This window comes from Aquimonas sp. (genome assembly GCF_044377145.1).
Taxonomy (GTDB): Bacteria; Pseudomonadota; Gammaproteobacteria; order Xanthomonadales; family Xanthomonadaceae; genus Aquimonas.
Map to the genome: position 1 here is coordinate 1 of NZ_JBILJQ010000070.1, position 26,880 is coordinate 26,880.

Consider the following 26,880-nt stretch of genomic DNA (forward strand, 5'->3'; position numbering starts at 1 on the left):
ATGCGCCCGCCACCGCCACGCCTCCGAACACGCCATCGACCGGTCCTCCGTTGGGGAAACCGGAGACGGTCGGGAGAATCAGGTAAGGAAGGTAGGTGAGGTGGGCGGACGCTTACCGACATGTGGGCGATGGCGTCGCCTCTGTCTGGGCTGCCGCCAACGCCCAGCGCAACCAACACAAACACGGCGTCAGCTTCGAGCAGGCGGCCGAAGCCTTCTTCGACCCCTTCCTGCGCCTTGTCGAAGCCGAACGAAACCAGGAGCCGCGCGATGCGTTAGTCGGCTTTGACGCTCTGGGGCGTCTGCTGTTTGTTGTGCACCGGATCATTGAGGGCGACTGCATCCGCATCTTCTCGGCCCGCAAGGCCACCCCCACGGAGCGACAGACCTATGATTCCTGACAAGCTCAAGAACCGACTCGTTAAAGACCGGCCGATGGTCTCGGTGACGCTGCGCATGCCGCAGGACGTGGTCGATTCCTTGAAAACGCTGGCGCCGCTGAAGGGCCTGAGCGGCTATCAGGCGCTGCTGAAAGCCTATGTCAGCGAAGGCCTGCGACGCGACGAAGCCACCCACCTGCTCGGCCCTGCCGCCCGCCTGGCTGAAGCGCTGCGAAAGCGCGGCGTGCCCGCGGAGCTGATTGAACAGGCATCGCGCGACGTCGCTTGAGGTGCCGCCGAAAGCACCATCCCGCGGAGGCGTGAAAGATGCCGATAAGTCGGCTTCCATTGAGCTGACGCGACAAAATCGATACGCCGCTGCGCCTTGGTGAGCCTTCGGTGGTTTGAGCTGCATCAGGCTCCTGGACCCTTGCGGTCACTCGTCGTCATGGGCTATCCACACTCAGTGTTCAACACCGGGGAAAGCCGTGACGCCCGAAGAAATCGAGAAGCGCTTCGCCAAGCTGAGCACCGCAGCCGAGGCCCGCAATCTTGCAGCCAACGCACGTCGGCTTGGTCAGCCTGAGCTTGCCGAGCAGACCCATCTTCGGGGCCTGGATTTGCGGGCACGCGAAGAGGGCTACAACAGCCCCGCGGCTCGGGCGATCGCCGTTGCTATCTATCTGTACGAGCAGGAGCAGACCCGAGTGCTAAGGCGTAAGTGCCACGCCAATCGCACACGCAAGATGCTCCGCAAACCCGGCCCGCTGCACCCCGCCGAACGCATGGTGTTGAATCCACGCCCCTCCAAGGCGTACCGCGAACTGGAGGACATCGACCGCATGGACCTCAGCTACGAGGCCATCGTTGTCCGCTTCCCCGACGAGTTCGACGCCCCAGCACCCAAATCCTCCAGTTCCCGGCGAAACTCGAGTAGCCCTCGGGTCCGGTTGCGCTGGACTGCGGCAACGGTTCGGCCGCTGCCCCCGCTTGAACGCCCTCTGTCTGCCGCAGCCCGGCCCACAGGCACGCCCGGACCCGCTTGCTAGACTTGCGGCCGCCCATGAATCCGGAGATCTACCCGATGCGTACTTTCGTTCGCGCTGTTGCCACCGCTGTTGCGCTGGCTGCCGTTCTGCCCGCCTGCACCTGGGTCAAGATCGAGCCGGAGGCCAAGGCGATCCGCGTGGTTGACGCCGCGGCTGAGATGGGTAGCTGCGGCCGCATGCTCAGCGAGATCAGCGTCAGCGTGCGCGACCGCGTCGGTTTCGTGGACCGCAGTGCGCTGAAGGTGCGCGACGAGTTGGAAACCCTGGCGCGCAATCAGGCCGCCGGCGGTGAGGGCGATACGCTGAAGCCGCTGTCGGAGCCGCTCAATGGCGAACAGCGTTTCGGCACCTGGCGCTGCGGCAGCGCGGCACCGCAGCGCGCAGCTGCGCAACGCAGCCCTGCGCAGCCGGAATCCTCGAGCTTCGAAGATGTGGAAGTGATCCCGCTCGGCGACTGAGCGCGGGCATCGCCTGTTGGACAGGTTCGCCGGTTCAACAGGCGGCTCAAGCAGCGCTGACGCCATCGTCGCTTGCCTTCGAGCGTAGGCCCCGCATCCGATATCGGGATGACTACGCTGACCGCGCAGTCTGCGGCGGGCTCCGTCCGAACGCGGGGCTTACCAGCTCTGCACCTTGGCCACGCCCTCGATGGCTTCGATATCGATCTGCAGCTGGCGCTGGCGTCGCGTCAGTGCGCCGGCACTCGCCGCATCGGTGCTTTTGAGCTGCAGACCGACCGCATCGAACTCGGCGCGCAGGCGCGCCAGTTCGGCACCCAGCGTATGCGCCTGACGGGCGTCGTCGCTGCTGCAGCGGGGATCCAGTGCGGTGTCAGCCTGACCGGCGCGCCACTGCGCTGAGGCGCTGCAGTCCGGCGCGGGTGCGTCGACCGCGCAGGCAGCCAGCAGCATGCTGGAGAGCAGGGCGGCGGCGTGGCGTTCGGATTTCATCAGGCTGGGTTCTCGCAAGGCGGCTGGGCCTGCGATTATGCCCACGCACGCAGACTGGAGAATTCGCATGAGCCTTTCCCGCTGGCGCCTGGATGGTCAGGTCGCGCTGGTGACCGGTGCCAGCTGGGGCATCGGGCTGGCAATCGCCCGCGAGCTGGGCAGCCTCGGTGCTGCCTTGCGGCTGGTCGCGCGCGAGTCGGATCGGCTCGACGCGGTCCAGGCCGAACTGGAAGACGATCTCCCGGGCCTGGACTGCGCCGTGTTCGCGGCGGATCTGGCCGACACCGATGGCCGCATCGCGCTGTTGGACTGGATCGAGGACCGCGGCGAGGGATTGTCGGTGCTGGTCAACAACGCCGGCACCAATGACAGCCGCGCGGCGGTCGACTATGAGGACGCGCAGTGGCGGGCGATCATCGAGTTGAACCTGGCGGCGCCCTTCGACCTGTGTCGGCTGGCGTACCCGCTGCTGCGGCAACACGGCCAGGCCAGCATCGTCAACATCGGGTCTGTTTCGGGCCTGAACCATGTGCGCACCGGCGCTCCCTACGGCATGAGCAAGGCCGCCGTGCACCAGCTGTCGCGCAACCTCGCCTGCGAGTGGGCCGCTGACGGTATTCGCGTCAACACCGTCGCGCCCTGGTACATCCGCACCCGTCGCACTTCGCCCAAGCTGGCCGATCCTGACTACTTCGACGAAGTGATCGAGCGCACGCCGATGCGCCGGGTTGGTGAGCCGGAGGAGGTCGCCGCCGCGGTGGCGTTTCTGTGCCTGCCTGCGGCCAGCTACATCACCGGCCAGTGCATAGCAGTGGACGGTGGCTTCAGCCAGTACGGGTTCTAGACGCGGCTGACGATGATCGGCGAGCGTGCCGCGAGTACAGACACTCGCGGCACACCGGCGCTGTCTTCAGGGCATCTCGTTGCTGCTGATCAGCTCGATGCCCGCTTCGGTGAACAGGAGCCGGGTTTCGGTGCGGGCGATAAACCGCTCGTAGAGATCGAACATCGCCTGCATGTCGGGCGCATTCGGATCTTCCTGCGCGGCCCGCTCGGCCATCTGGCGCATCACGTCCGCGTAGAACTTGCCCTGGTAGCCGCCCTGCATGATCGGCTGCGGGCCGGTCGCGTCGACTGTCATCGCGGCCCGCAGGCCGTCGCGCTCGCTGGCGCCCACAGCAATGCCCAGTACATTGGCGCTGGCAGCACCGAACAGCTCCAGCTCCACCGGTGAATCCGGCAGGGTGGGCAGGGCCACCGGCTCGGCATCGAGTTCGAGCTTCAGCTCCGACAGCTGCGGCACAAAATTGCGCGCCATCGCCACCAGTCCCTGCGGATTGGGCGAGCCGATCAGCAGGGTGCCGGCGAATTCGGGTTCGCCGTCTTCGTCCTTGGGCAGCACCAGTTTGGACAGCATCACGTGCACGCTGTTGGCGGCGGGGCCGACGGCATAGACAGCAGGGTTGGCCAGGCCGTCGCGCATTTGCGCGAAGCTCGCATTGAGCGGCTGCAGCATCTCGCAGGTCCAGGGCTTGGCCTCGACCGCACTGGCCCACTTGCTGGCCAGTTGCGGCAGCGCATCGACCTTGAGCGCAAAGGAGAAGTTGGCCAGTGACGTGCCGCCTTGGGCCAGCCCGGGCGTAGGTGCCAGCAGCGTGCGCAGGTCCGTGCTCACTGACGGTGGGGTTTCCACCACCAGACGCATCGACTGCACCTGCTGGTCCAGGCGGGTGTAGCCCATCGCTGTCCGCGGCCACTGCTTGGTCAGCTCGCGACCTTCGGCGAGACAGGCCTCACTGAGCGGCTCGGGGGTGATCTTGAGCGCTTTGAGGAAGGCGGACTGGTTGGCCGACATCGGCTGCGCGACCAGCTCGAACAAGCGCGCGTGGTCGAGATAGCCAGACCCTTGGGGGACATAGCCCAAGCGTTTGTTCAAGTTTTGCAGCGTGCCGGCATCCAGCAGGCTGTCGGCCGGCAGCTCCAGGCCCAGCAGTCGGCGCAGCAGGCTCTCGTCGGCGCCTGCCGGGGCGATGCTGGCGACCAGCTGGCCTTCGTGCAGTGCCAGCAACAGGCGCAGCGGTGCGTCGTCCGGCTGGAAGTACCAGTAGTCCAATGCGTCGATGCGCGCCTTCGACAGGCTGGTTCCCGCTGCCGCGGCGACACGCTCCACGCCGGCGCGGAATTTCTCGGAGTCGGCCAATTCCACCCGCAGCACCGGGACCAGGTCGATCCCGAACAGCGCCGAACGTGCGGTGGTGGACAGGCCCCAATCGGCAACGATCTGGGTGCTGGTCTTGCCGTCGAACTCAGCGTTCAGCGCGCGCAGCATCGGCAGCGCCTTGGCTTCGTCGGGCGGTTTGGTTTCGAGCTCGGCGATCGCCGGTGCCAGCAGGTCGACATACAGGGCGGGCACATCATCGGTTTTGCTCAACCAAGCGCGCACGTCGGCCTCGGCCATTCCTTCGATGGCGCCCATCACATAGGGGGTATCCGCGGGCGCGTAGCCCAGCGGCGGCAGTGGGCCCGCGTCGCGGCCACAGGCCACGAGGCTCAACAGAATCGCGGAAACCAGAACAGGGCGCAGGCGCATCGATGACTCCCAAGTGAGATCGGCGTGGATGGTAGCAGAGGCTTGCAATGCGCCAGATTCCGCATCGAGTCTGCACGCTGCACGGGCGGAGTTCTGAGCGCTGACTACGGGTGACATGGGCGATTCGCTCGAGGGCCCGCGGCAGTGTCTGCTCGTGGTGCCCGGTCGCACTGTGGGAGGCGAGCCTATCCGCGGAAAGCAACATCGCCCCGCAGCATGAATGCTCGAAGCCGATGGCGCCATCACGGACCGATGCGTTCGGGCCGTGAATGATCAGCTGCAATCGCTTCTGCGGAGCGCACGAGGTGCACAAGCGCGCGATGAGGCTCAGCGTCCACTGCCCTTGAGCTTCTGGGTCGGAGCCAGTGCCTTCAAGGGCCGAGTCTGCGCGACGGGCGCTCGACGCGACGACCGATCGGCGACAGGCGCAGACAGGGGCGCACGGAACGAAGCATGCGCAGCACCAGCGAACGCTGGCGGCTGCGCGTCAGCTCAGAACGGCGGCGCCTCGTTGACTGCCACCGACTTCGCGGCCGTCTTCTTGGCCGCTGCTTTCTTGGCCGGGGCCTTCTTCGCCGCGGCCTTCTTGGCGGGTGCTTTTTTGGCCGCCGCTTTCTTGGCGACAACCTTCTTCGCCGGTGCCTTGGCCGCCGCGATCTTCTCGGGGCCGGCCTTGCGTGCGCCGCCGCGGGCCGCACCACGGCCGCTGCCGCGCTTGGCACCACGTGCCGGTGCCGTGGCCATGATCGCCTCGCAGTCGGCCAGGCTCAGCGAAGTCGGCTCGACATCTTTCGGGATCTTGCCGTTCTTCTCGCCGTCGGTGACGTAGGGCCCGTAGCGGCCGTTGACGACTTCGATCGCGCTGCCGTCGAACTTCTTGATCAGCCGGTTGGCCGCGGCTTCGGCCTTTTCCTGCACCAGCGCCAACGCCCGGGCCAAGTCGATCTCGTAGGGATCATCCTCGGTCTTCAAGGATGCATAGATGCTGCCGATCTTGACGAAGGGGCCGAAGCGGCCGACGCCGACGGTGACCTCCTCGCCTTCGTGTGTGCCGAGCGTGCGCGGCAGGCGGAACAGGTCGAGCGCTTCCTGCAGGCTCAGCGTGTGCATGCTCTGGCCGGGGCGCAACGAGGCGAAGCGCGGTTTGTCCTCGTCTTCCTTGCTGCCGATCTGGGCGAAGGGTCCGAACCGCCCCAGCCGCACGCTGACCGGCAGGCCGGTTCTCGGATCGTTGCCGAGCACGCGCGCGCCGGTAGCGTCGCTGCGGTCGACCGATTCGATTTTGTCGTCGATCAGCGTCTTGAACGGCTTCCAGAAGCGCTCCAGCAGGGGCAGCCAGTCCTCTTCGCCGCGTGACACCGCATCGAGCTCGTCCTCGAGTTTGGCGGTGAAGTCGTAGTCGACGTAGCGGGCGAAATGGCCGGACAGAAACTTCGCCACCGCGCGGCCGACATCGGACGGACGGAACCGCCGGTTATCCAACATGACGTATTCGCGTGCGAGCAGGGTCTGGATGATGCTGGCATACGTCGACGGGCGGCCGATGCCGTACTCCTCCAGCGTCTTGACCAGGCTGGCTTCGGAGAAGCGCGGCGGCGGCTCGGTGAAGTGCTGGTCGATGACGATGGCGGTCAGCGGCACGATGTCGCCCGGCTTCATCGCCGGCAGCTTGCGGCCTTCGTCGTCGGCATCCGCGGCCTTCTGGTCGGTGCCTTCTTCGTACACGGCCAGGAAGCCGGGATCGATGATGGTGGTGCCGGTGGCGCGGAAGCCGTTGTCACGGCCCGCGGCCAGCTCGACGCTGACCGTGTTCATGGTGGCCGGCACCATCTGGCAGGCGACCGCGCGCTTCCAGATCAGCTCATAGAGTTTCTGTTCGTCGGGGTTCAAATGCGCGGCGACCGACTTCGGGGTCAGCTTGGCCGAGGTCGGGCGGATCGCCTCATGGGCTTCCTGCGCGTTCTTCGACTTGGTGCGGTACTCGTTTGCCGCGGCGGGCAGTGCACCCTGGCCGAAGTCGCGGGCAATGACTTCACGCAGTTCGGCCACCGCTTCCTGCGACAGGTGGGTGGAGTCGGTACGCATGTAGCTGATCAGACCGACCGTGCCCTGCTCACCGAGGCTCACGCCCTCGTACAGCTTCTGCGCCACCCGCATGGTGCGGCTGGTGGAGAAACCAAGCTTGCGCGCGGCCTCCTGCTGCAGGGTCGAAGTGATGAAGGGCGGCGCCGGGCGACGCTTGCGCTCGCGGCTCTGCACATCGGACACGTGCAAGGCATCGCCGGCCGCGGCGACCAAGCGCGCGCGCGCGGCCTCGGCGTCAGCGGCATTGGTGAGATCGAACTGTTCGAACTTCTTGCCGTCGAGCTTGACCAGCTTGGCGTTGAACGGCGTGACCGCATGCGCCAGCTGGGCCTCGGCGGTCCAGTACTCGCGGGCGACGAAGGCTTCGATCTCTTCCTCGCGCTCGACGATCATGCGCAGGGCGGGGCTCTGCACGCGGCCGGCAGACAACCCGCGCTGCACCTTGCGCCACAACACCGGCGACAGGTTGAAGCCGACCAGATAGTCGAGTGCGCGCCGCGCCTGCTGGGCATTGACCAGGTTCTCCGACACCGCGCGCGGCTTCGACATCGCCTCTTTGATGGCGCGCGGAGTGATTTCGGTGAACACCACTCGCTGCAGCGTTTTGTCCTTCAGCAGGCCGCGCTCACGCAGCACCTCGGCAATGTGCCAGCTGATCGCCTCACCCTCGCGGTCCGGATCGGTCGCGAGAAACAGGGCATCGGCGGATTTCGCAGCCTTGGCGATTGCTTCGACATGTCGCTCGTTGCGCTCGATCAGCTCATAGCGCATCGCGAAGTCGCGTTCGGGGTCGACCGCGCCTTCCTTCGGCACCAGATCACGCACGTGACCGTAGGAGGCGAGGACATGAAAGTCCTTGCCGAGGTACTTGTTGATCGTCTTGGCCTTGGCAGGCGATTCGACGATGAGCAGATTCTTGGCCATGCGATTCCAGTCAGGGGCAGCGCGGCGCGTCGTTTACGACGCCGGAGGCCCGAAGTGTTCTAGCGAGATCGTCAGCCCGGATGGGCTGTAGAGAATGTGAGCGCCGCGGGGCGCGCACTCGGCGACTGCCCGACCGCGCCTTCCGCCTTTCGCGGATGCACGTCTTATTCCAGTGTCACCACAGCGGCTTGGCGGAAGTCAAGCCCGCGGCGGCAGCCAGAGCCGGTCCGCGCCCGGCAGCGACGGGTCCGCGCTGGCGATGAACGGCTGCTCGATCGCGGCGGGCGCCATCGAACTGCGCCGACCCGCGCGATCCACGTAGTCCCGGTAAGCCGGGATCGCGATCGCCGCCAGAATGCCGACGACAGCGGTGACCATGATCAAGCCCATCACGATCACGAAGGCGATCAGACAGCCGTGCGGGCTGCGCTGCTGGCGCTCGGGAAACTCGGTATAGGCCCAGCGATCCACCACCAGGGTGCCGGCGATGTAGTCGTGCAGGGCGCGCTTCTGCTCGGTGAATGCGGCCATCAGGAAGCCGATCCACAGGATCAGATAGGACAAGAGCGCGGAGAACCAGCGACCGAAGGCCTGGGCGACGCTCAGCCGGCGGCCCTGCAGGTCGGTGACCTTGATGCCGAGCGCCATCTTGCCCAGGGTGGCCTGGTTGACCGAGCTCTCCATCAGCGCGTAGTACAGGCCTGCGAGCACGAAATAGACGACGTAGATGCCGAACACCAGGCCCATGGCCACTGCGCCCGAACCGTCGCTGCCAGCAAGTCCGGCCACGCCAACGGCCATGAAAACGCTCAGCACCATTGCGATGGCGTAGAAGCAGACGCCCACCACGAGGCTGTCAATGAAGAAGGCGGCCCAACGGCGCAGGAACCCGGCGTAGACAACGTCCTGGCCATCCATTGCGCTCCACTTGTCGGTGGACTGCAGTCGCGCGCTGGGCGGGGCGTACGGCGAGGCAGCTGCGGCGGCGTAGGGCTGCGCAGGCGTGGCACTGGGTGGGCTCGGCGGAAGCGCGGGCTGCGGCACACCGGCCGAAGGGTCAGCGATGTTCAACTCTGCACGCAGCTGCGACAGTGCTTGCCAGCTGTCCAAGCCTTCCCGCCAGAGGAGGCTGTCGCTGCGCAAGTGACCCTGGCGCGCATGCCCGGCGATGATCGCTGCGCTGACAGGCCCCTGTTGTTGACCCTGTGCGTCGACGAAATACCAGACTTTGGTGGGCATGTTCATGCAAGTTCCCGTGCTGCAAGCGGCCGGATGGCGGGCGCATGCTTCACCGTGCTGCCACAAAGGTCAAGAAAAACGCGGCGGCCGATGGTCCCGAGCGACCCTTCGGACTGTCCTGTCGGCAGCGCTGCCCCACAGTGGAGTGGCCTGTAGGCAGGGGCGGTGATGACGAGGCTGCGCGAGGTGTCAGCGCGACGTGCAGTGGAGCGTCGTACAGCCAGCAGGGTGGTCTACGGGAACGTCGCGCGAGGTGCGGCCGGATCAGTGCAGCGCTTCGCCGTCGAGCGCGAACATATGGCTTTCCATCCACGCGAACGCCGCCTCGTGGCCGGGCTGGTTGAACAGCACCATCAGTACTACCCACTTGAGGTCATCGAGGTCAAGTTCGTCCTGGTCGAGCGCCATGGCGCGATCGATCACCTGCTCGCGCAGGTTGCCGTCGAGGATGGCGTTCTGCTCCAGAAACAGCAGAAAACCGCGGCTCTGCAGATCGAAGCGCGCCTGTTCCTGTGCTGCATACAGCCGGAGTGGCCCGGTGTTGCGGACATCCACCGGCAGCGGCGTGCGCAGTTGGTCCAAGCCGTCGAGCCAGTCGAACGCCTTGTTCACTTCGGCGGGGCTGAAACCTGCCTGGATCAGGCTGGCCTGCAGGCTGTCGCGATCGCGGACGGCGTCCGGATCGTCATAGAAGTAGTTTTCGAACAGGTAGAGCAGTACGTCGAGCAAGGTCTCTTTCATCCAGCCTCTACCTGCGCGGCTGCGCGCAATGAGCGTCAGGAGGCGCGGCGGGTATAGCGGCCGTGCTGGACGCTGACCGCCCCCTCCAATTCAAGCAGCAGGAGCATGGAGGACAGCACTCCCACGGTCAACCCGGTGCGCTCGGCCAGCTGATCCATGCCGAGCGGATCATGGCCCAATGCAGCCAGCAAATGGCGGCACTCGGGATCGCCGGTTTGCGGCTCGGGAGGCGGCGTCTGAATTGCCGCGGGCGCCATCGCGGGCGAGGGGCGCAAGGTCTCCGCGTTGTCCATTAAATGCAGGCGTGCTCGCAGCGAATCAGCCAGGCGCTGCGCCGCCGGCGCCAGCGCTTCGACCACTTCGTCAGCGGTTTCGACCAGGCCGGCACCCTCGCGAATCAGCCGATGGCAGCCACGCGCCATCGGGTTGTGGATCGAGCCGGGAATGGCGAACACCTCACGCCCGGCTTCGCTGGCATTGCGCGCGGTGATCAATGCGCCGCTGCGTAGGGCTGCCTCGACCACCAGGGTGCCGAGGGCAAGGCCGGCGATGATGCGGTTGCGGCGCGGGAAGTTCTCGGCGCGCGCCGAGGTGCCGGGGGCGAACTCACTGACGATGCAGCCTTCGGCACGGATGCGTTCCGCCAGGGCGCGATTGCGCGCCGGATAGACGAGATCGGGGCCGGTGCCGACCACCGCCACTGTGGGTTGGCCGGCATCCAGCGCGGCTGCATGTGCGGCGGCATCGATGCCGTCGGCGAGGCCGCTGGTGACCAGCAAGCCTGACGAGGCAAATGTGCGGGCAAACGCAGCAGCGGTGTCGCGGCCGCCGCTGCTGGGATTGCGACTGCCGACGATGGCGATCTGCGCCCGCCACAGTAGACCGGCATCGCCGCTGATGCAGAGCAGGGCAGGCGGGTTGGGCGAGTCGCGCAGCAGTTCGGGGTAGTCAGGATCGGCCCAGGCCAGCAAGCGGTTGCCGGGCCGCGACAGCCATTCCTGATCGGCGTTCTCGCGCGCAGCGTCGCGTTGCAGAAAGACACGCGCCGCGTTCTCGCTGATGCCCAGCGCGCGCAGCGCAGCGGCACTGCCGGACTCCAGCGCATGGGCCTGCTCGGGATTCTCGGCGGCAGAACGCAAAACGCGCCCCGCAATGGGGGCGCGCAGTGCGGCAAACCAGGTTTCAGGACGCAGCATCGGATCCGCCACAGCCCCTCAGGGCAGACGGTCCGGCAACTTGGCGATGTTCTCGACCTTGACCGGGCGGATCGCGTCCATCACCAAGCCATAGCTGACCTTGTCGAAGGTGCGGAAGATCATCACGTGGCCGACGAATTCGTCGGGCAGCTTGACCTTCCGCGAGTCGAATTGAGCGGTGAGCTTGGTGCGGTTGGCGATGTTGTCGACCACGCGCTCGCCTTCAGCGTACAGCGCGAACACATGGCCGTTCTCGATGCCCTCGCGGGCACCGGCCGACAGCGCGACCACATCGCGTGGGCCGCCGACGCGATAGTGGTCGGTGACCGCCATCACCCGCATGTTGTCCGGGGCATTGCCCGAAGCACGCGGCATAAAGGTGATGTCGAAGGCCGGGTTCTCGACCGGCATCAGTAGATCACCGGCGCGCACTTCACGACCTTCCGGAGCGAGCAGCAGGGTGGCGGGGTCACCTCCGATGGTGACTTCGGCGGTGGTGACGTCCACCACTTCCCAGCCCAGCACTTCGGAGCCGCCGTCAAAGTCGGTGTAGTAGCTCCAGGCGACGTCGGCGGTGCGGACGTCCAAACCTTCACTGGACGACCAGTCGGTGTCGCGAATCTGGCGCTGATCGGTGCCACGCTGCGAGTGCGACGTGTAGCGAACCGTCGGACGCACCACCGCCCAGCGCTGGCCGGGCTGGAAGTCGGCGCCGCGGGCATAGAAAACCTGACCTGAGGAGCCGCGCAGGCGGTTCTCTTCGATCGCCAGCACGTAGGGCAGACCCTTCGGTTCCTCATCCAGCACGCGGACGCGATGGAGGAAAGCCTCTATCTCATGCAAGGGAATGGTCCGAACGGCCTCGCTGCGATCGCGGCGGATCTGCGGATCGCGACGGTCAACGCCAAGCTGAGGGCGGCCGTCCAGATACGCAAGGCTGATGACGTCGCCCGGATAAATCAGATGCGGATTCTCGATCTGCGGATTGGCCTGCCAGATTTCCGGCCATAGCCATGGCTGCTTGAGGAAGCGCGCCGAGATGTCCCACAGCGTGTCACCCTTCTTCACCACGTAGGTGTCGGGGTGGTCTTCACGCAGCTCTTGCGCTACCACGCAGGTGGCAAACGTCAGTGCAGCTGCGGCGCAAACCGAAAGGAATTTTTTAAGCATGGCGGCCATCTACCTGATTTACCAAGCAGGTTTCGCCGCACTATAGCGTAAAGATTTGTGGATTAGAAACTGTTCAGGTGCTCCGCATCGGGCCTGTGCGCTGCGTCACGCCTTGTCCTGAAGCGCAAAGGGGCGCATCGGCATTCAGCCCGCCGCTGATATAGTGCCCGACCTTCAAACCCTTGATTGCAGGCGCCTCGCGCCCAAGGTAGCGGCCATGGCCAAGCTGAGCATCCTCGAATTCCCGGACCCCCGCCTGCGCACGCGCGCTCGACTGGTAGCGCCGGCCGACTTCACACCGGCCTTCCAGCAGTTGCTGGACGACATGTTCGAGACCATGTACGAGGCCCCGGGCATCGGCTTGGCCGCGACCCAGGTGGATTGCCATCTGCGCTTCATGGTGATGGACGTGAGCGAGGAGAAGAACGCGCCGCGCGTCTTCATCAACCCCGAGATCATCCACAGCGACGGTCATCAGGTGTATCAGGAAGGCTGCCTGTCGGTCCCCGGCATCTTTGCCGACGTCACCCGCGCCAATCAGATCACCGTGCGTGCGCTGGATCGGCAGGGCAAGTCATTCGACCTTGAGGCTGACGGGCTGCTGGCCGTGTGCATCCAGCACGAAATGGACCACCTCGACGGCAAGGTGTTCGTTGATTACCTGTCGCCGCTGAAGCGCGAGATGGTGCGCAAGAAGCTGGCCAAGCAGCGCCGCGAAAGCGCCTGACACTCCTCGGAGCCGTTCGATGACCGATGCTTTGCGACTGGTGTACGCCGGGACACCGGAGTTCGCCGTGCCGCCGCTAGACGGCGTGCTGGCGGGGCCGGACGCGCTGCTGGCGGTCTACACCCAGCCCGATCGCCCCGCCGGACGTGGGCGCCAGCTGCAGGCGAGCCCGGTCAAGCAGCGTGCTCAGGCGGCGCGCGTTGAAGTGCGTCAACCGCTGAACTTTCGCGACCCCGCCGAGCGCGCGCGGCTGGCCGAGCTGAAACCGGACCTGCTGATCGTGGTCGCATACGGCTTGATTCTGCCGCAGTCGGTGCTGGACATTCCCCGATTCGGCTGTTGGAACCTGCACGCCTCCCTGCTGCCCCGCTGGCGTGGCGCGGCACCGATCCAACGCGCGATCGAAGCCGGCGATACCGAGACCGGCATCTGCCTGATGCAGATGGAGCGCGGCCTCGATACCGGGCCGGTGCTGTTGCAGCGCGGTGTGCAGATCCGCGCCGATGACACTGGCGGCAGCCTGCACGATCGGCTGGCCGACTGCGGTGCGCAGGTCCTGTTGGAAGGCCTGAACCGCTTGCGCAGTGGCGACGCACTGACATCCCAGCCCCAGCCGAGCGAGGGCGTGACCTACGCCCACAAACTCGACAAGGCCGAATCGCGGCTCGATTTCAGCTTGCCGGCGGCGCAGCTTGAGCGCCGCGTGCGGGCGTTCGATCCCTGGCCGATCAGCGATTGCGAACTGGCCGGCGAGCGCCTGCGGGTACATGCGGCCGAAGCCGCTGTTGGCCGCGTCGGCGCCACGCCGGGCAGCATCTTGGCGGCAAATGCACAGGGCATCGATATCGCCTGCGGCGAGGGCGCACTGCGCCTGACCCGGGTGCAGCGGGAAGGCGGTCGCGCGCAGTCGGCAGCCGACTACTTGAACGCACGCCGCTCCCCGCTGCTCGCATGAACACTCAGCGCAGGCTCCCGCGGCGGCCCTCGGGACACCCGGCCCACACCGCTGTGGAGGGCAGTGCTCGACCCAGCACGCCACCGCCCGGGGCGGCGACTCGCGCTGCGGCGGCTCGCGTTTTGGCTGAAGTGGAAGCCGGACGCTCATTGAAGGCAGTGCTGGCGCAGGTGCTGCCCGGTCTCAAGGATTCCCGCGACCGCGCCCTGTGCGAATCGATCTGCCACGCCGCGCTGCGTCGCCGCGTCCGCTACGGCGTGCTGGTGCAGACGCTGATGGAGCGCCCGCTGCCGGGCCAGGTCAAGCCGGTGCAGATGCTGCTGCACGTCGGTCTCGCGCAGTTGGAGCATCTGGGCCTGGCCGAACACGCAGCGGTCGCCGCGACAGCCGAAGCCGCGCGCGTGCTCGGGTTTCCGCGCCATGTCGGCCTGGTCAACGCGGTGCTGCGGCGGTTCCTGCGCGAGCGCGCCAGCCTGCCGATGCTGACGCTGGCGCAGGAAGCCGAGCGCGCGCACCCACCCTGGCTGCTGGCGCAGTTGCGTGCTGATTGGCCGCAGCACTGCGATGCGATCCTGCTGGCCAATCTGCAGCCGGCGCCGCTGTGGCTGCGGCTGAATCCGACCCGCGCGCGTCTGGCCGATGTGCTGGCTGGATTCGAGGCGATCGAGCTCACGGTCCAGCAGGTCGATACCGAACGTGGTGCCGTCGCGCTGCGCGAGGCCGGTGATCCGACCCGTCTGCCGGGCTGGGATGCGGGCCACTTCCTGGTGCAGGACATCGCCGCCCAAGGCGCGGTCGAGGCGCTGGATTTCGGCCCCGGTCTGCGTGTGCTGGATGCCTGCGCAGCCCCGGGCGGAAAAGCCGCCCAGATCGCCGCCGGCGGCGCGCATCTGCTGGCGTTGGACAGTGACCCGAGGCGTTTGCCGCGCGTGCAGCAGACGCTGGACCGATTAGGTCTGCGGGCCGAACTGCGCTGTGCGGATGCCACCGAAGTCGACAGCTGGTGGAACCGCCAGGCCTTTGATCGGATCCTGATCGACGCACCGTGCAGCGGCAGCGGCGTGGTGCGCCGTCAGCCCGACATCCTGGTGCATCGACGCGCCGACGACATCGCCCGGCTGGTCGCGCAGCAGGCGGCCTTGCTGCAGGCGCTGTGGCCTTTGCTGGCGGTGGGCGGGCGACTAGTCTATGCGACCTGCTCCGTGCTGAAAGACGAGAACGAGCGCCAGATCGATGGCTTCCTTGCGGCCCATGCCGATGCCGAACCCGTGCCGCTCGCAGAGCAGTTCGGCATCGCCAGCGGCCGCGGCCGGCAACGCTTGCCGGGTGATGGGGACGGCGATGGATTCTTCATCGCTGCCCTGCGCAAGCGCGCCTGAGTTGCGCCCGGAGCTTGTGCAAGCGTCAAGCGTCGCCGCGAGCGCATCGGCAGCAGCAGACGATCGATTTCCGCACCAGCGTTGGCTGCGCGGCCGGTCGGCCGCCGCTCTGCTGACCGGCTTGATCGTGCTGGCCGGCTGCGATGCCAGGCCCGAAGCACAGGCCAGCATCAGCTCGGCGCGCTTGCAGCGCAGCGCGGCGGGTCCGCATCTGGAGGTCCAGCAGCGGCTCGACTTCAGCCCGCGGATGTTGGACGCCCTTTCAAACGGCATCGGCCTGCGCATTGACTACACCGTGCGAGCCTGTGGCGGCCGGACCACCGAGATCACACCGTTGTGGCTGCGCTATTTCCCGCTGGCGGGCGAATTCGAATTGCGCTGGCCGGAGGCCTACGGCAGCCGTCGCTTCGCCCGCCGCAGCGGACTGCTGGCGGCGCTGGATCAGGTGCGGCTACCGCTGTCGGACGCCGCTGCCGCCTGCGGCGGCGAGGTTGGCCTCGCGCTGGTGGCGTCTTCGTTGCCCGCGCCGTTGCGGTTTCCGGCCCTGATCGGCCTGCAGGACTGGCGCCTGGACGCCGCGCCGGTGGCCTTTGTCGCGATGGAACAGCAGTGAGCCGATCGCGCCATTTGCTGCGCCGTCTCGGCGGCGGCGCGGTCGCGCTGGGGCTGCTGTTGCTGCTGTTCTCAACCCTGTATCTGGCGGCCAGCGCCGAGGGCCTCGGCAACAGTTACGCCGCTTACTATCCCTGGGTGTTTCTGGCCGCGGGCGCTGCGGTGGTTCTGCTGGCGCTGGCGATTCTCGCCCGACTGCTCAAACTGCGTGCTCAGCTCAAGCGCGGCGAGCCGGGCGCGCGCCTGTCGAGGCGTCTGCTGCTGCTGCTGCTGGTGCTGGCGTTGCCGCCGGTACTGCTGGTGTACGTGTTCAGCGTGCGCTTCGTCAGCGCCAGCGTGGACACCTGGCTGCGTGCCAACAGCGTGGAAGCGATGGAGAGCGCACTCGAGCTCGCGCGCATCCAGATGGACGAACGCCGGGACGCCGCGGTTGAGCGCAGCACACAGGTCGTGGCGCTGCTGCAGGAGCGCAGCTACGACCTGGCCGCCGCCCTCGAAGACGCGCTCGATGCCACCGCTGCCTCGCAGCTGGTGCTGTTCGGCAGCGACAGCCGGATCCAGCAGATCGCAGCGGCTGACCCGGGCCTGCTGCTGCCGTCGCCGCCGGAGCAGGACAGCCGCGCCCAGCTCGGCGGCGGTGCGCCAAGGGTGAGCATCGAGCGGTTCGGCGAGGCTAGCTATGTGCGGGTGCTGCAGCAACTCGACCTCGGCGGTGATGCATTGCTGCTGCAGGCGCTGTTCGCCCTGCCGGCGCGCCATGTCGAGCTGAGCGATCAGGTCGAGGCGGCGGCTTTCGGTACGCGCCGCGCGCTGTTCCTGCGCGACTCGCTGAAGCTTGTATTCGTGCTGATCCTGAGCCTGGTGGCCTTGGTGTCGGTGTTTCTGGCGGTGCTGATCGCGTTCGATCTGGCGCGCCGGCTGGTGTCGCCGATCGGCAAGCTCGCGGCCGCAACGCGCGCGATTGCCGAAGGCCGGCTTGAGCAACTGGAGGTGCCTGCGCGCGGCGACGAGCTCGGCTTTCTGGTCGAGAGCTTCAACCGCATGACCGCAGATCTTGCGGCCAGCCGCGAGCGAGCGGCGGCAAGTGCCGCCGAAACCGAAACGCAACGTGCCTTTCTGGCCACGGTGCTGGCGCGTCTGTCGTCAGCGGTACTGGTGCTCGACGGCGAGCTGCGCCTGCGTGGCGCCAACCCGGCGGCGGCTGAACTCACCGGCCTCGCCACCGCTGAACTTGAAGGGCTGCAGCTGGCCGAGCTGGGTCGGCTCTGTCCCTCCCTGCGGGGCCTGGTCGACACGGCTGCGCAGCGTCAGCGCGAGCACGCACCCGAGTGGCGCGAGGAACTCGCTGTGGCAGCGGGCAGCGAGCGGCGCCTGCTGATGCTGCGCGGCGCCAGCCTGCCGGATGGCGGCCAGGTGCTGGTGATCGACGACACCACCGGCGTCGATCGGGCGCGCCGCGATGCCGCCTGGTCCGAGGTCGCGCGGCGTCTCGCGCATGAGGTCAAGAATCCGCTGACGCCGATCCAGCTGTCTGCCGAGCGCTTGCGCCGGCGCGTGCTGCCGCGGTTGGATGCTGAAGACGCCGATGTGCTTGATCGCGCGACCCACACCATCGTCGCCCAGGTCGATGCGCTGAAGACCCTGGTCAACGCTTTTGGTGAGTACGCTCGCCCGCCCCAGCTCGAACTCGGCCCGATCGATGTGAACTCCCTGACCGAGGACGTGCTTGAACTCTACGATCACGATCCGCGACTGCGCGTGGTGCGGCTGCTCGACCCCGCGCTGCCGCATGCCCAGGCCGACGCAGGCCGATTGCGTCAGGTGCTGCACAACCTGATCAAGAATGCGCAGGAGGCCAGCGCCGAGCGGCCCGTGCTTGGGCTGCGGGTGCTGAGCCGCAGCAGCGCCAGCGCCGGCCGACGCTGGCTTGACCTGGTCGTGGAAGACGATGGCCCCGGCCTGCCTGAGGGTTTCTCGTCCGACTGGTTCGAGCCCTATCGCAGCACCAAGTCCAAGGGCACCGGCCTGGGCCTGGCGATCTCGCGCAAGATCGCCGAGGAGCACGGTGGCCAGCTGCTGGCGGAAGGCCGCAGCGAGGGCGGCGCACGTTTCGTTCTGCGGCTTCCGCTGTAGCGTTGCGGTCATCAAGGCACGGTCCACGCGTGCCAACCAGCACCGCAGAATTTCCCCGCACGCACGGGGTCCGATTTGTTGCGGGATGAGCGCGGCTGGGCGCCTTACGCGCCAGCCGGCGTATAGTCCGACCCACATGTTCATCACGGGGAGGGCCGCTCGATGCACAGTGTTCGTCAGCTTCTGGAAGGCAAGGCCGCGCGGGTTATCAGCGTGGCGCAAGAAACACCCGTACTTGAGGTGATCAGGCTGATGGCCGAGCACGGGATCGGGTCGGTGCTGGTGATGCGCGGTGACCAGTTGATCGGCATCGCCACCGAGCGCGACTACGCGCGCAAGGTGATTCTCAAAGGGCGTTCTTCGCAGGACACCCCGGTGTCGGATGTGATGTCCAGCCCGGTGATCAGCGTCAGTCCGGGTGATGACGTGCGCCACTGCATGCAGATCGTCACTGAGCGGCGGATCCGCCACCTGCCGGTGCTTGAGGATGGCGCAGTGGTCGGTCTGATCTCGATTGGCGACCTGCTGAAATGGGTGATCGAGGAACAGAAGCAGGAAATCGAACAGCTGCAGCAGTACATCGCTGGCTGAGCGCGCCACCGGCCGCTCGCAGGGGACTTCTTCGGTTCCACGAAAACAGGCGGGGCGCCGAAGCGCCCCGCAGCTTTATCGAAGGTGTAGATGCGAATTCAGTCGCGCTCGCGCTCGAACTCGGCGAGCGCGGCTTCGGCGTCGCGAACCAGCAGGCGATTGACCCCTGCGATGTCCTTGATGTCGATCACGCCGGCCGATTGCTTCAGCGACAGCCCGTTGACCAGGAAGCTGTGGCGCGCGTTGGAGTAGTCGCGCTGGGCGCTGGTCAGCACCTGCTGCGAGAGCAGCACGTCAACGATGGTGCGGGTGCCAACCTCGAAGCCGGCCTCGGTGGCTTCCAGCGCGCTGCGGGCCGACACCAGCGCCTGCCGGCGGGCTTCGATCTCGGAGATGCCAGCAACCACGGCGCGGTAGGCGTTGCGGGTCTGCCGGGTCACGGCGCGACGCTCCTGCTCCAGGCGGTCTTCGGTGGCGTCGCGGTTGTAGACGCTCTGCCGCACCTGCGACTGGGTGAGGCCACCGGAGTACAGCGGAACATTGAGGTTCAGGCTGATTGAGCTGCCGAGATCGTCCGTGGTGCCGGGAGAAGCCAAGCCCGTGCTGCTGAGCGATTCGCCCCAGCCCGCGCCACCGTTGCGGCTGGCCGAGAGGCCCAGCGTAGGCAGATGACCGGAACGTGCGGTCATGATGTCCTGCTGGGCGGCGTCGAGCGCAAGTGCACGTGAGCGCAGCAGGGGATTCTCGGCCAGTGCGGTCTGCACCCAGGCTTCAAGCTGGGCCGGCTCCGGCATGCCGGGCGCGAAGCTCTCATCGAGCCCCTGCAGATTGGCAAGCTGCTGCCCGGTCAGCTCCGCCAGGGCCTCGCGGGCGTCGTCGAGGGCGTTCTCGGCATTGATGGCATTGGCGCGCGAGCCGTCGTAGCGCGCACGCGCCTCATGCACGTCGGTAATCGCGGTCAGGCCGACCTCGAAGCGCTGTTCGGCCTGATCGAGCTGACGCTTGACCGCGCGCTCATCGGCGCGCGCGAAGATCAGGCTGTCGACGGTGGTCAGCGCGGTGAAGTAGGCCTGCGCCACGCGCAGCGCCAAGCCATCAATCGCCGCATCAAGATCGGCATCGGCGGCGTCGGCGCGTGCGCGGCTGGCGCGCAGGCGGGTGTAGTTGCGGTGGTCGTACAGCGACTGCTGCAGATCGAGACGCCAGCTGCGACCGCGGTTCTCGCCGTAGGTAGTGGTGTTGCCGAACGCGAAGCTGTTATCTGCGTTTCGCACCGGGCCGAACCTGCTGTCCTTGGTGGTGCTGTCGGTGAACCCGGCTGAACCGCTCAACTGCGGCAACAGCGCCGAGCGGTTCTGGTTGACGCCTTCGCCGGTGGCGAGGCGCTGCATCTCCACAGCCGCCAGCTGCGGATCACTCTGGCGTGCGAGCTCGTAGGCCTGCATCAGGTCGGCGGCGTTGGCACTGCCGACGGCAGCAAGGGCGAAGGCGAAACACAGCGGACGAAGTACAGGCAGGCGCATGGCAGATCCTTTGACGAGCGAGGGCGGGGTCGGCCTACAGCGTGAAATGCTGGACGGGCTCGGCACCGTGGAGGTAAGGAACATCGGTTTCGAACAGGCTTTCAATCGACCAGCCGTGCTCGGCGCGGGTGTACAGCACGGCCTCCTGGGCCGGGCTTGCACCACGGATCACGAAGAGCTTTCCGCCCGGACGGACCCAGTCGAGAAAGCGATCCGGCACGGTCGCAACGGCGCCGCCAACAGCGACGGCGTCGAACTGACGCCCCGGCTGGAACGCAATCGCATCGGCATGCTGCAGGTTGATATTGGTCAGCCCGACCGCCTGCAGGCGCGCGCGGGCACGGTCGACGAAATCGGCATACAGGTCGATGCTGTGGACAGCCCGTGCCAGTTGGGCGATGCAGGCGGTCAGGTAACCGGAGCCGGTGCCGATCTCCAGCACTTCATGCTCGGGCGCGATGTCGAGCGCCTGCAGAATGCGACCCTCGACCACCGGTTTGAGCATGAACTCACCGTGTTCCAGCGGCAGCGACATGTCGCCGTAGGCCAGCTTTCGATGCCGGGTCGGCGCGAAATCCTCGCGCTTGACCCGTCCGATCACGTCAAGGACGCGGAAGTCCAGCACTTCCCAGGGGCGGACTTGCTGCTCGACCATTGCGAACCGGGCCTGTTCGAAATCAACTGCCATGTCGGTGTCCTGCATGCGGGCGCCCGCGTGAGGCGGGCGCAAGACCGCGAATTGTAGGCGCTGGCCTTGTACACCACCAAATCAGTCGGCGGCGTGGGGCGGCCACGGCCCTGCATCCTTGCGCGCCACAGAATGCCGAGCGCACGTGGTGTGACGCAGTGCGGGAAGTCATCATGACCAATGGCGGCCTCAGTGATCAGGTCGCAGCAGGTGCCCGCCCGACCCGGTGCCAGGCGGCGTACAGGGCAGGCAGGAACAGCAGGGTCAGCAGGGTCGCCACCAGCAAACCGCCCATGATCGCCACCGCCATCGGCCCGAAGAAGGCGCTGCGGGACAGCGGGATCATCGCCAGGATCGCGGTCAAGGCGGTCAGCACGATCGGGCGGAAACGGCGCACCGTGGCTTCGACAATCGCCTCGACGGCTGAGGCGCCTTCTTTCAGATCGTGCTCGATCTGGTCGACCAGAATCACCGAGTTGCGCATGATCATGCCGGCGAGAGCAATCGTGCCCAGCATGGCGACGAAGCCGAACGGACGCCCGAACAGCAGCAGGAACAGGGTCACCCCGACCAGGCCCAGCGGCGCAGTCAGCACCACGATGATCGAGTTGCCGAAGCTGCGCAGCTGCAGCATCAGCAGGGTGAACACCACACCGGCAAACAAGGGCATGCCGGCGGCGATCGAGCGCGAGCCGCGGCTGGAATCTTCGACCGAGCCGCCGACTTCAAGCAGGTAGCCGGGCGGCAACTCGGCGCGGATGTCGGCCAAGGTCGGCAGGATTTCGGCGACGGCGGTGGCCGGCTGCACGCTGTCGGCGATATCGGCGCGCACGGTGACGGTCGGCAGACGGTTGCGGTGCCAGATGATGCCGTCCTCAAAGCCGTACTCGAGCCGGGCGATCTGGCTCAGCGGGACGCTGCCACCCTTCTCGGTCGGCACCGCCAGACTGCCAAGCATCGACAGGCTGGCGCGCTCCTCGGCCGGGCCGCGCAGCAGAATCGCGACCTGCTCGTTGTCTTCTCGCAGAGTGCTGACCGGCGAACCCGACAGCGAGCCCTGCAGAAACACCGCGACCTGGGCCGAGCTCACGCCGAGCGCACGGGCGCGCTCCTGGTCGATTTCGAGGCGCACGATCTTGCTGGGTTCTTCCCAGTCCAGATTGATATTGCCCAAGGCCGGATGCTCACGGAGCTTGGCTTCCACCTGGTGGGCGATTGCGCGGACCCGGTCGATGTGCTCGCCGGACACCCGGAACTGCACGGGATAGCCCACAGGCGGCCCGTTCTCAAGCCGGGTGATGCGGGTGCGCACCTGCGGGAATTGCAGCGGCAGCGTCTCCCGCAGCCAGGCGCGGACGCTTTCGCGCGCCTCGACATCGGGCATCAGCAACACGAACTGGGCGAAGCTGGTCTGCGGCAGCTGTTGATCCAGCGGCAGGTAGAAGCGCGGCGAGCCGGTGCCGATGTAGGCGACGTGATTGAGCACATCCTCGCGCTCGGCCAGCAGGGTTTCAAAGCGCTTGGCCTGGGCCTCGGTGGCGGCCAACGAACTGCCTTCGGAGAGTTTGAAGTCGACCATCAGCTCAAGCCGCGCCGAGGCCGGAAAGAACTGCTGCGGCACCATCCGGAACGCGACCAGCGAGCCGGCAAAGATCAGCGCGGTCACCGCGATCACGGTGAAGCGACGCTCGACACACCAGCGCACGATGCGCCGGAAGCGCTGGTAGAACGGCTTGCTGTAGGGGTCATGCTCGGCCGCCGCGCCGGCCTCCGCGCGCAGCTTGGCGAAGTCCGGCAACAGGCGATCGCCGAGGTAGGGCACGAACACCACCGCCGCAATCCACGACACGATCAGCGCCAGGGTCACCACTTCGAAGATCGAGCGCGTGTATTCGCCGGTGCTGGAGCTGGCGGTGGCGATCGGCAGAAAGCCCGCCGCGGTGATCAGGGTGCCGGTCAGCATCGGAAACGCAGTCGAGGTCCAGGCGAACGCAGCGGCGCGCATCCGGTCCAGGCCCTGCTCCATCTTGATCGCCATCATCTCGACCGCGATGATCGCGTCGTCCACCAGCAGGCCCAGCGCCAGCACCAGCGCGCCGAGCGAGATCTTGTGCAGGCCGATGCCGAAGTAGTACATGCCGCCGAAGGTCATCGCCAGCACCAGCGGAATCGACAGCGCCACCACCAGACCGGTGCGGAAGCCGAGCGAGAAGAAGCTCACCAGCAGAACGATGATCACCGCCTCGGCCAGCACCTGTACGAACTCGCGGATGGAAGCGCGCACCGCGGCCGGCTGATCCGACACCTTCTGCAGGCTCATGCCGATCGGCAGGTTCTGCTGCAGGCGTTCGAACTCGGCCTCCAGCGCATCGCCCAAGCGGATAATGTCGCCGCCGCGCTTCATCGCGACCGCAATGCCGATCGCGTCCTCGCCCATGAAGCGCATGCGCGGTTCGGGCGGATCGGAAAAACCGCGGAACACCTCGGCGACATCGCCAATGCGGAAGTCGCGATTGCCCACCCGCAGCGCGAATCCGCGGATGTCCTCGGTGGTCTCGAAGCGACCACTGACCCGCAGGCGCACCCGCTCTTCCGGGGTCTCGACAAAGCTTGCATCGGTGACCGCGTTCTGTTCGTCCAGCGCGCGCTGCACCTCGCGCAGGGGCAGGCCGAGCGCGGCCAGTTTGGTATTCGACAGCTCGATCCAGATGCGCTCCTGCTGCAGCCCGATCAGCTCGATCTTGCCGACATCCGACACTCGCGCGAGCTCGAGTTCGATGCGTTCGGCGTAGTCCTTGAGCACGGCGTAGTCGAAGCCGTCGCCGGTCAGCGCATAGATGTTGCCGAAGGTGTCGCCGAACTCGTCGTTGAAGAACGGTCCGACGATGCCCGCGGGCAGGCTGGGACGCAGGTCGCCCACCTTTTTGCGGACCTGGTACCAGACATCCGGCAGCGCCGCCGAGCGCAGCGTGTCCTTGGCGATGAACTGCACCAGCGACTCACCCGGCCGCGAATAGGCGCGGATGGACTCGTAGTTGCCGGTTTCCATCAGCTTGCGTTCGATGCGGTCGGTGATCTGCCGCGAGACTTCCTCCGCGGACGCGCCCGGCCACAGGGTGCGCACCACCATCAACTTGAAGGTGAACGGCGGATCCTCACTCTGGCCGAGGCGGCCGTAGGAGACGATGCCGAGTATGGCCAGCCCGAGCATCGCGTAGACGACCAGACTGCGGTTGCGCAGGGCCCAGGCGGAGAGATTGAAGGTGTCCATGCGCGACTACTGCGCGGCCACGAGCTGAAGCGGACGGTTCTCCCGATCCACCGGACGAACGGCTTGGCCGTCGCGCAGCAGGTGCACGCCCCCGGCCACCACCCAGTCGGTGCTGCTCAAACCGGTCAGCACTGGAACCGAAGTCTCGGCATACGCGCCGAGCGTCACCGCAACTCGCCCCACGGTGCCGGTGGCGGGATCAAAGCGCAGTACGTAGGGCGCGCCGGCGTCGGCGGACACCGCCGCCAGCGGCAGGCGCAGTGCGCTCGCTTCGCCGCGGTCAAAAAACACCCGCGCGCTCTGGCCCAGTTCGACCGCAGCATTGCTGTCTTCGATCGTCACCCGCGCGGCATAGGTGCGGGAGGCGGCGTCGGCCGAGGGCGCCAATTCGCGGATGCGCCCGCTCAGCGCCTGCTCGCGCTGCGACCACAGCTGCACTTGCACCCGGGTACCTATGGCGACCGATGAAACGGTCTGCTCGGGCAGGGCGATCAACACCTCGCGCTCGCCGTCCTCGGCCAGTACGAAGACTGCCTGCCCGGCGGCGACGACCTGTCCGGCTTCGGCCATGCGCTGGGCGATCACGCCATCGGCGGGCGCGCGCAGCACGGCATAGCCGGCCTGATTGCGACTGACCTGGAACTGTGCCTGCGCAGCCTCAAGCCGCGCCTGCGCGGATTCGAGCCGGGCGGTGGCGGTATCCAGCGCCGATGCGCTGGCCAAGCCGCGGTCTTTCAGTGCCTGTTGCCGTTCGTGCTCGCTGCGCGCCAGTTCCAGTTCGGATTGTGCAGCGGCGCGCTGGGCGCGGCTGGATTCCATCTGCAGGCCGAGGTCCTGCGGTTCCAGCTCAGCCAGCGGCTGATCCTTGCGCACGCGGTCGCCGACATCGACCAGCCGTTGGCTGATCTTGCCCGCCACCCGAAACGCCAGCGCCGGCTCATGGCGTGCGCGGATCTCGCCGGCATAGGCCGCGTACTGCTGGGTTGAAGCCGTCGGCTGCACCACGATCGCCGGACGCACGGACACGACTGCGGGTTCGGTATTCGAACAGCCCAGCAAGGCGAGCGCGCAGGCGAGCACAGCAGAGGTGGGAAACAGTGGGATCAAGCGTGACGTCAGGCGGGTTTGCATACGCACTCGCAGGCAGGTTCGAAGGGTCGGAGCCCATGTGGCCAGAAGCTTAGAATTAAAATACTGCACAGTCCAGTATTTGATTGGCTGGAGGCGGTAGAATGCCCCGATGTCCGCAGATCGCACCCCCAAAGGCCCCGGCCGACCGAAAGATCCCGAGAAGCGGGCCGCCATTCTCGACGCCGCCAAACGCCTGTTTCCGCTGCGCGGCTTCGACGGCGTGAGCATGGACGCGATCGCGGGCGAGGCCGGCGTGTCCAAGCTCACCGTCTACAGCCACTTCAGCGACAAAGACACGCTGTTCGCCGAGACCGTCAAGGCGAAATGCGAGGAGCAGCTGCCGGAAGCGGTGTTCCGCGCCGAACCGGGCCGAGGGCCGATCCGCGAACAGCTGCGGGCGATCGCCAGCGGCTTTCACGGCCTGATCCTGTCGCCGGAGTCGGTCGCGTTCTACCGGATGATGGCGGCCCAGGGCGAATCCAGCGGCAAGCTGGGCGAGTTGTTCTATGAGGTCGGGCCGCGTCGGATCCTGGATGCTTTCGAGGCCTTTCTGATCTCAGCCAATCACGCCGGCAGCCTGGATGTGCCCGATCCGCGCCGCGCGGCCGGACACTTCTTCTGTCTGATCAAGGGCGAGGCGCATATGCGCCAGCTGATCGGCTGCCCGCTGTGCGGCAGCGATTGTGAAGGCCCCGAGCACATCGAAAGCGTGCTTGAGCTGTTCCTGCGCGCCTACGCTCCGCGCGCTTGAGGCCGTCGGATGCCTCCGTGGCCTGATCTGCACGTGCATGGATCAGCGCACTCAGCTGTCGGCATGCAGCGCATTGCAGACAGCGCCCCTTCAGGCGACAGCAGCGGACTCGAACCGGGCCTGGTTCTGGCCGAGACGCAGGCGCAGCCGCTTGGCACTCACCGCAGCGCGGCGCGGACGCAGGTCGATATCGAACCAGTGCCCGGCCAGCTGTGCGCGCAGATCGGGGTCGCCCGACTTGAGCCGCGCCACCACCTGCACCGGGCCCGCACTGCGCAGCTGCAGAAACGCCCCCGCCAGCCTCAGCCCGCGGCGCAGGCGTACCAAGGCGTGCAGATCGCCACCGTTCTCGGCATCCAGCACCAGACCCAGCAGCCGTCCACACAGACCCAGCGCCTGTTCGTCGGTGCTGGCCTCGTATTCGAGTTTCTGCAGTGCCGGCTGATGCATGGCAACCATCTCGGCAAGCACGCCACCCTGCAGGCGTGCGCGTTGCGCCGCAGCGATCAGACCGATGAACAGTGGAGTGGATACGAATGGTTGCTCGGGCGTGGCGGGAACCTCGGCGATCACTGACTCGGCAATCAAAGCACATGAGTGCGAACTGACCATCGGAACTCCGGCGCGGCGCCCGCGGCACGGGACTCGTGCTGCGCTGCGCAAAGCGAGCGTATGCGTCCGCCCGAGCCACCTACCGCTTCCCCACTCGCCGTGCTGAGCCTCAGTTGCAGATCGGCGCCCAGCCCTCGATCGGCAGCAAGCTGTCGATGTCGCGGTTGCGCGTGGTCGGCAGTC

At 66.9% G+C, this 26,880-nt stretch carries 24 protein-coding genes; 12 read left to right on the forward strand and 12 right to left on the reverse strand.

The window, feature by feature from the left end; genetic code table 11:
- Positions 1–122 precede the first annotated feature (122 nt).
- The 4 genes from ACIQ7H_RS17695 to ACIQ7H_RS17710 all read left to right on the forward strand — a co-directional run bounded on the left by ACIQ7H_RS17695 (position 123) and on the right by ACIQ7H_RS17710 (position 1,887).
- Positions 123–401, forward strand: coding sequence for a BrnT family toxin (locus ACIQ7H_RS17695; RefSeq protein WP_395793959.1), 279 nt, complete (start codon positions 123–125; stop codon positions 399–401).
- Positions 391–669: a hypothetical protein gene (locus ACIQ7H_RS17700; RefSeq protein ID WP_395793961.1), complete on the forward strand. Its 279-nt coding sequence runs from the start codon at positions 391–393 to the stop codon at positions 667–669. Before ACIQ7H_RS17695 ends, ACIQ7H_RS17700 begins: the two co-directional genes overlap by 11 nt.
- A gap of 199 nt (positions 670–868) precedes the next feature.
- A complete protein-coding gene (locus ACIQ7H_RS17705; RefSeq protein ID WP_395793963.1) occupies positions 869–1,429 on the forward strand; it encodes a hypothetical protein in 561 nt (186 codons plus the stop codon).
- A 35-nt stretch (positions 1,430–1,464) separates the two neighbouring features.
- Positions 1,465–1,887, forward strand: coding sequence for a DUF4156 domain-containing protein (locus ACIQ7H_RS17710; RefSeq protein ID WP_395793965.1), 423 nt, complete (start codon positions 1,465–1,467; stop codon positions 1,885–1,887).
- A gap of 159 nt (positions 1,888–2,046) precedes the next feature.
- On the opposite strand, the gene ACIQ7H_RS17715 is transcribed toward ACIQ7H_RS17710, so the two are convergent.
- Complete coding sequence (locus ACIQ7H_RS17715) at positions 2,047–2,379, reverse strand: hypothetical protein (protein WP_395793966.1); 333 nt, start codon at positions 2,377–2,379, stop codon at positions 2,047–2,049.
- Positions 2,380–2,446: 67 nt separating this feature from the next.
- Here ACIQ7H_RS17715 and ACIQ7H_RS17720 point away from each other — a divergent pair, with 67 nt between their 5' ends.
- Entirely contained in the window at positions 2,447–3,223 is a 777-nt protein-coding gene (locus ACIQ7H_RS17720) for an SDR family oxidoreductase (RefSeq protein ID WP_395793968.1), read from the forward strand.
- Positions 3,224–3,289: 66 nt separating this feature from the next.
- Here ACIQ7H_RS17720 and ACIQ7H_RS17725 read toward each other — a convergent pair whose 3' ends face one another.
- From ACIQ7H_RS17725 to ACIQ7H_RS17750, 6 genes are all read right to left on the reverse strand, one after another.
- Complete coding sequence (locus ACIQ7H_RS17725) at positions 3,290–4,969, reverse strand: hypothetical protein (protein ID WP_395793970.1); 1,680 nt, start codon at positions 4,967–4,969, stop codon at positions 3,290–3,292.
- A 492-nt stretch (positions 4,970–5,461) separates the two neighbouring features.
- The gene (locus ACIQ7H_RS17730) at positions 5,462–7,978 is read right to left on the reverse strand and encodes a DNA topoisomerase I (protein WP_395793972.1); all 2,517 of its coding nucleotides are present in this window, start codon (positions 7,976–7,978) and stop codon (positions 5,462–5,464) included.
- A gap of 198 nt (positions 7,979–8,176) precedes the next feature.
- On the reverse strand, positions 8,177–9,223 hold the full coding sequence (locus tag ACIQ7H_RS17735; protein WP_395793974.1) for an RDD family protein: 1,047 nt from the start codon (positions 9,221–9,223) through the stop codon (positions 8,177–8,179).
- A 258-nt stretch (positions 9,224–9,481) separates the two neighbouring features.
- Positions 9,482–9,958 carry a DUF494 family protein gene (locus tag ACIQ7H_RS17740; protein ID WP_395793976.1) on the reverse strand — a complete coding sequence of 159 codons (477 nt, stop codon included), beginning with the start codon at positions 9,956–9,958 and terminating at the stop codon, positions 9,482–9,484.
- Between the two features lie 35 nt (positions 9,959–9,993).
- Positions 9,994–11,154, reverse strand: a complete 1,161-nt coding sequence (gene dprA / locus ACIQ7H_RS17745) for a DNA-processing protein DprA (RefSeq protein ID WP_395793978.1) — start codon at positions 11,152–11,154, stop codon at positions 9,994–9,996.
- An 18-nt stretch (positions 11,155–11,172) separates the two neighbouring features.
- Complete coding sequence (locus ACIQ7H_RS17750; protein WP_395793980.1) at positions 11,173–12,324, reverse strand: LysM peptidoglycan-binding domain-containing protein; 1,152 nt, start codon at positions 12,322–12,324, stop codon at positions 11,173–11,175.
- Positions 12,325–12,541: 217 nt separating this feature from the next.
- On the opposite strand from ACIQ7H_RS17750, the gene def reads away from it, so the two are divergent.
- From def to ACIQ7H_RS17780, 6 genes are all read left to right on the forward strand, one after another.
- Entirely contained in the window at positions 12,542–13,051 is a 510-nt protein-coding gene (def, locus tag ACIQ7H_RS17755) for a peptide deformylase (protein ID WP_395793982.1), read from the forward strand.
- 19 nt (positions 13,052–13,070) lie between these two features.
- Positions 13,071–14,006 carry a methionyl-tRNA formyltransferase gene (fmt, locus tag ACIQ7H_RS17760; protein WP_395793984.1) on the forward strand — a complete coding sequence of 312 codons (936 nt, stop codon included), beginning with the start codon at positions 13,071–13,073 and terminating at the stop codon, positions 14,004–14,006.
- Positions 14,007–14,059: 53 nt separating this feature from the next.
- Positions 14,060–15,385 (forward strand): 16S rRNA (cytosine(967)-C(5))-methyltransferase RsmB, encoded by a 1,326-nt coding sequence (gene rsmB / locus ACIQ7H_RS17765; RefSeq protein WP_395794004.1) that lies wholly within the window; start codon positions 14,060–14,062, stop codon positions 15,383–15,385.
- Positions 15,348–15,998 (forward strand): DUF4390 domain-containing protein, encoded by a 651-nt coding sequence (locus ACIQ7H_RS17770; RefSeq protein WP_395793986.1) that lies wholly within the window; start codon positions 15,348–15,350, stop codon positions 15,996–15,998. The genes rsmB and ACIQ7H_RS17770 overlap by 38 nt, the downstream gene beginning before the upstream one ends.
- The gene (locus tag ACIQ7H_RS17775; protein ID WP_395793988.1) at positions 15,995–18,130 is read left to right on the forward strand and encodes an ATP-binding protein; all 2,136 of its coding nucleotides are present in this window, start codon (positions 15,995–15,997) and stop codon (positions 18,128–18,130) included. The genes ACIQ7H_RS17770 and ACIQ7H_RS17775 overlap by 4 nt, the downstream gene beginning before the upstream one ends.
- 162 nt (positions 18,131–18,292) lie before the next feature.
- On the forward strand, positions 18,293–18,721 hold the full coding sequence (locus ACIQ7H_RS17780; RefSeq protein ID WP_395793990.1) for a CBS domain-containing protein: 429 nt from the start codon (positions 18,293–18,295) through the stop codon (positions 18,719–18,721).
- Positions 18,722–18,819: 98 nt separating this feature from the next.
- Here the strand turns inward: ACIQ7H_RS17780 and ACIQ7H_RS17785 are convergent, their stop codons facing one another.
- The 4 genes from ACIQ7H_RS17785 to ACIQ7H_RS17800 all read right to left on the reverse strand — a co-directional run bounded on the left by ACIQ7H_RS17785 (position 18,820) and on the right by ACIQ7H_RS17800 (position 25,229).
- Entirely contained in the window at positions 18,820–20,244 is a 1,425-nt protein-coding gene (locus ACIQ7H_RS17785) for a TolC family outer membrane protein (RefSeq protein WP_395793992.1), read from the reverse strand.
- Positions 20,245–20,278: 34 nt separating this feature from the next.
- Positions 20,279–20,932 (reverse strand): protein-L-isoaspartate O-methyltransferase, encoded by a 654-nt coding sequence (locus ACIQ7H_RS17790; RefSeq protein ID WP_395793994.1) that lies wholly within the window; start codon positions 20,930–20,932, stop codon positions 20,279–20,281.
- Between the two features lie 196 nt (positions 20,933–21,128).
- Positions 21,129–24,203, reverse strand: coding sequence for an efflux RND transporter permease subunit (locus ACIQ7H_RS17795; protein ID WP_395793996.1), 3,075 nt, complete (start codon positions 24,201–24,203; stop codon positions 21,129–21,131).
- 6 nt (positions 24,204–24,209) lie between these two features.
- The gene (locus ACIQ7H_RS17800; RefSeq protein ID WP_395793998.1) at positions 24,210–25,229 is read right to left on the reverse strand and encodes an efflux RND transporter periplasmic adaptor subunit; all 1,020 of its coding nucleotides are present in this window, start codon (positions 25,227–25,229) and stop codon (positions 24,210–24,212) included.
- Between the two features lie 214 nt (positions 25,230–25,443).
- Between ACIQ7H_RS17800 and ACIQ7H_RS17805 the strand changes: the two genes are divergently transcribed.
- Positions 25,444–26,085 (forward strand): TetR/AcrR family transcriptional regulator, encoded by a 642-nt coding sequence (locus ACIQ7H_RS17805; RefSeq protein WP_395794000.1) that lies wholly within the window; start codon positions 25,444–25,446, stop codon positions 26,083–26,085.
- Between the two features lie 90 nt (positions 26,086–26,175).
- Here ACIQ7H_RS17805 and ACIQ7H_RS17810 read toward each other — a convergent pair whose 3' ends face one another.
- Positions 26,176–26,697 (reverse strand): hypothetical protein, encoded by a 522-nt coding sequence (locus ACIQ7H_RS17810; RefSeq protein WP_395794002.1) that lies wholly within the window; start codon positions 26,695–26,697, stop codon positions 26,176–26,178.
- Positions 26,698–26,880: the final 183 nt, after the last annotated feature.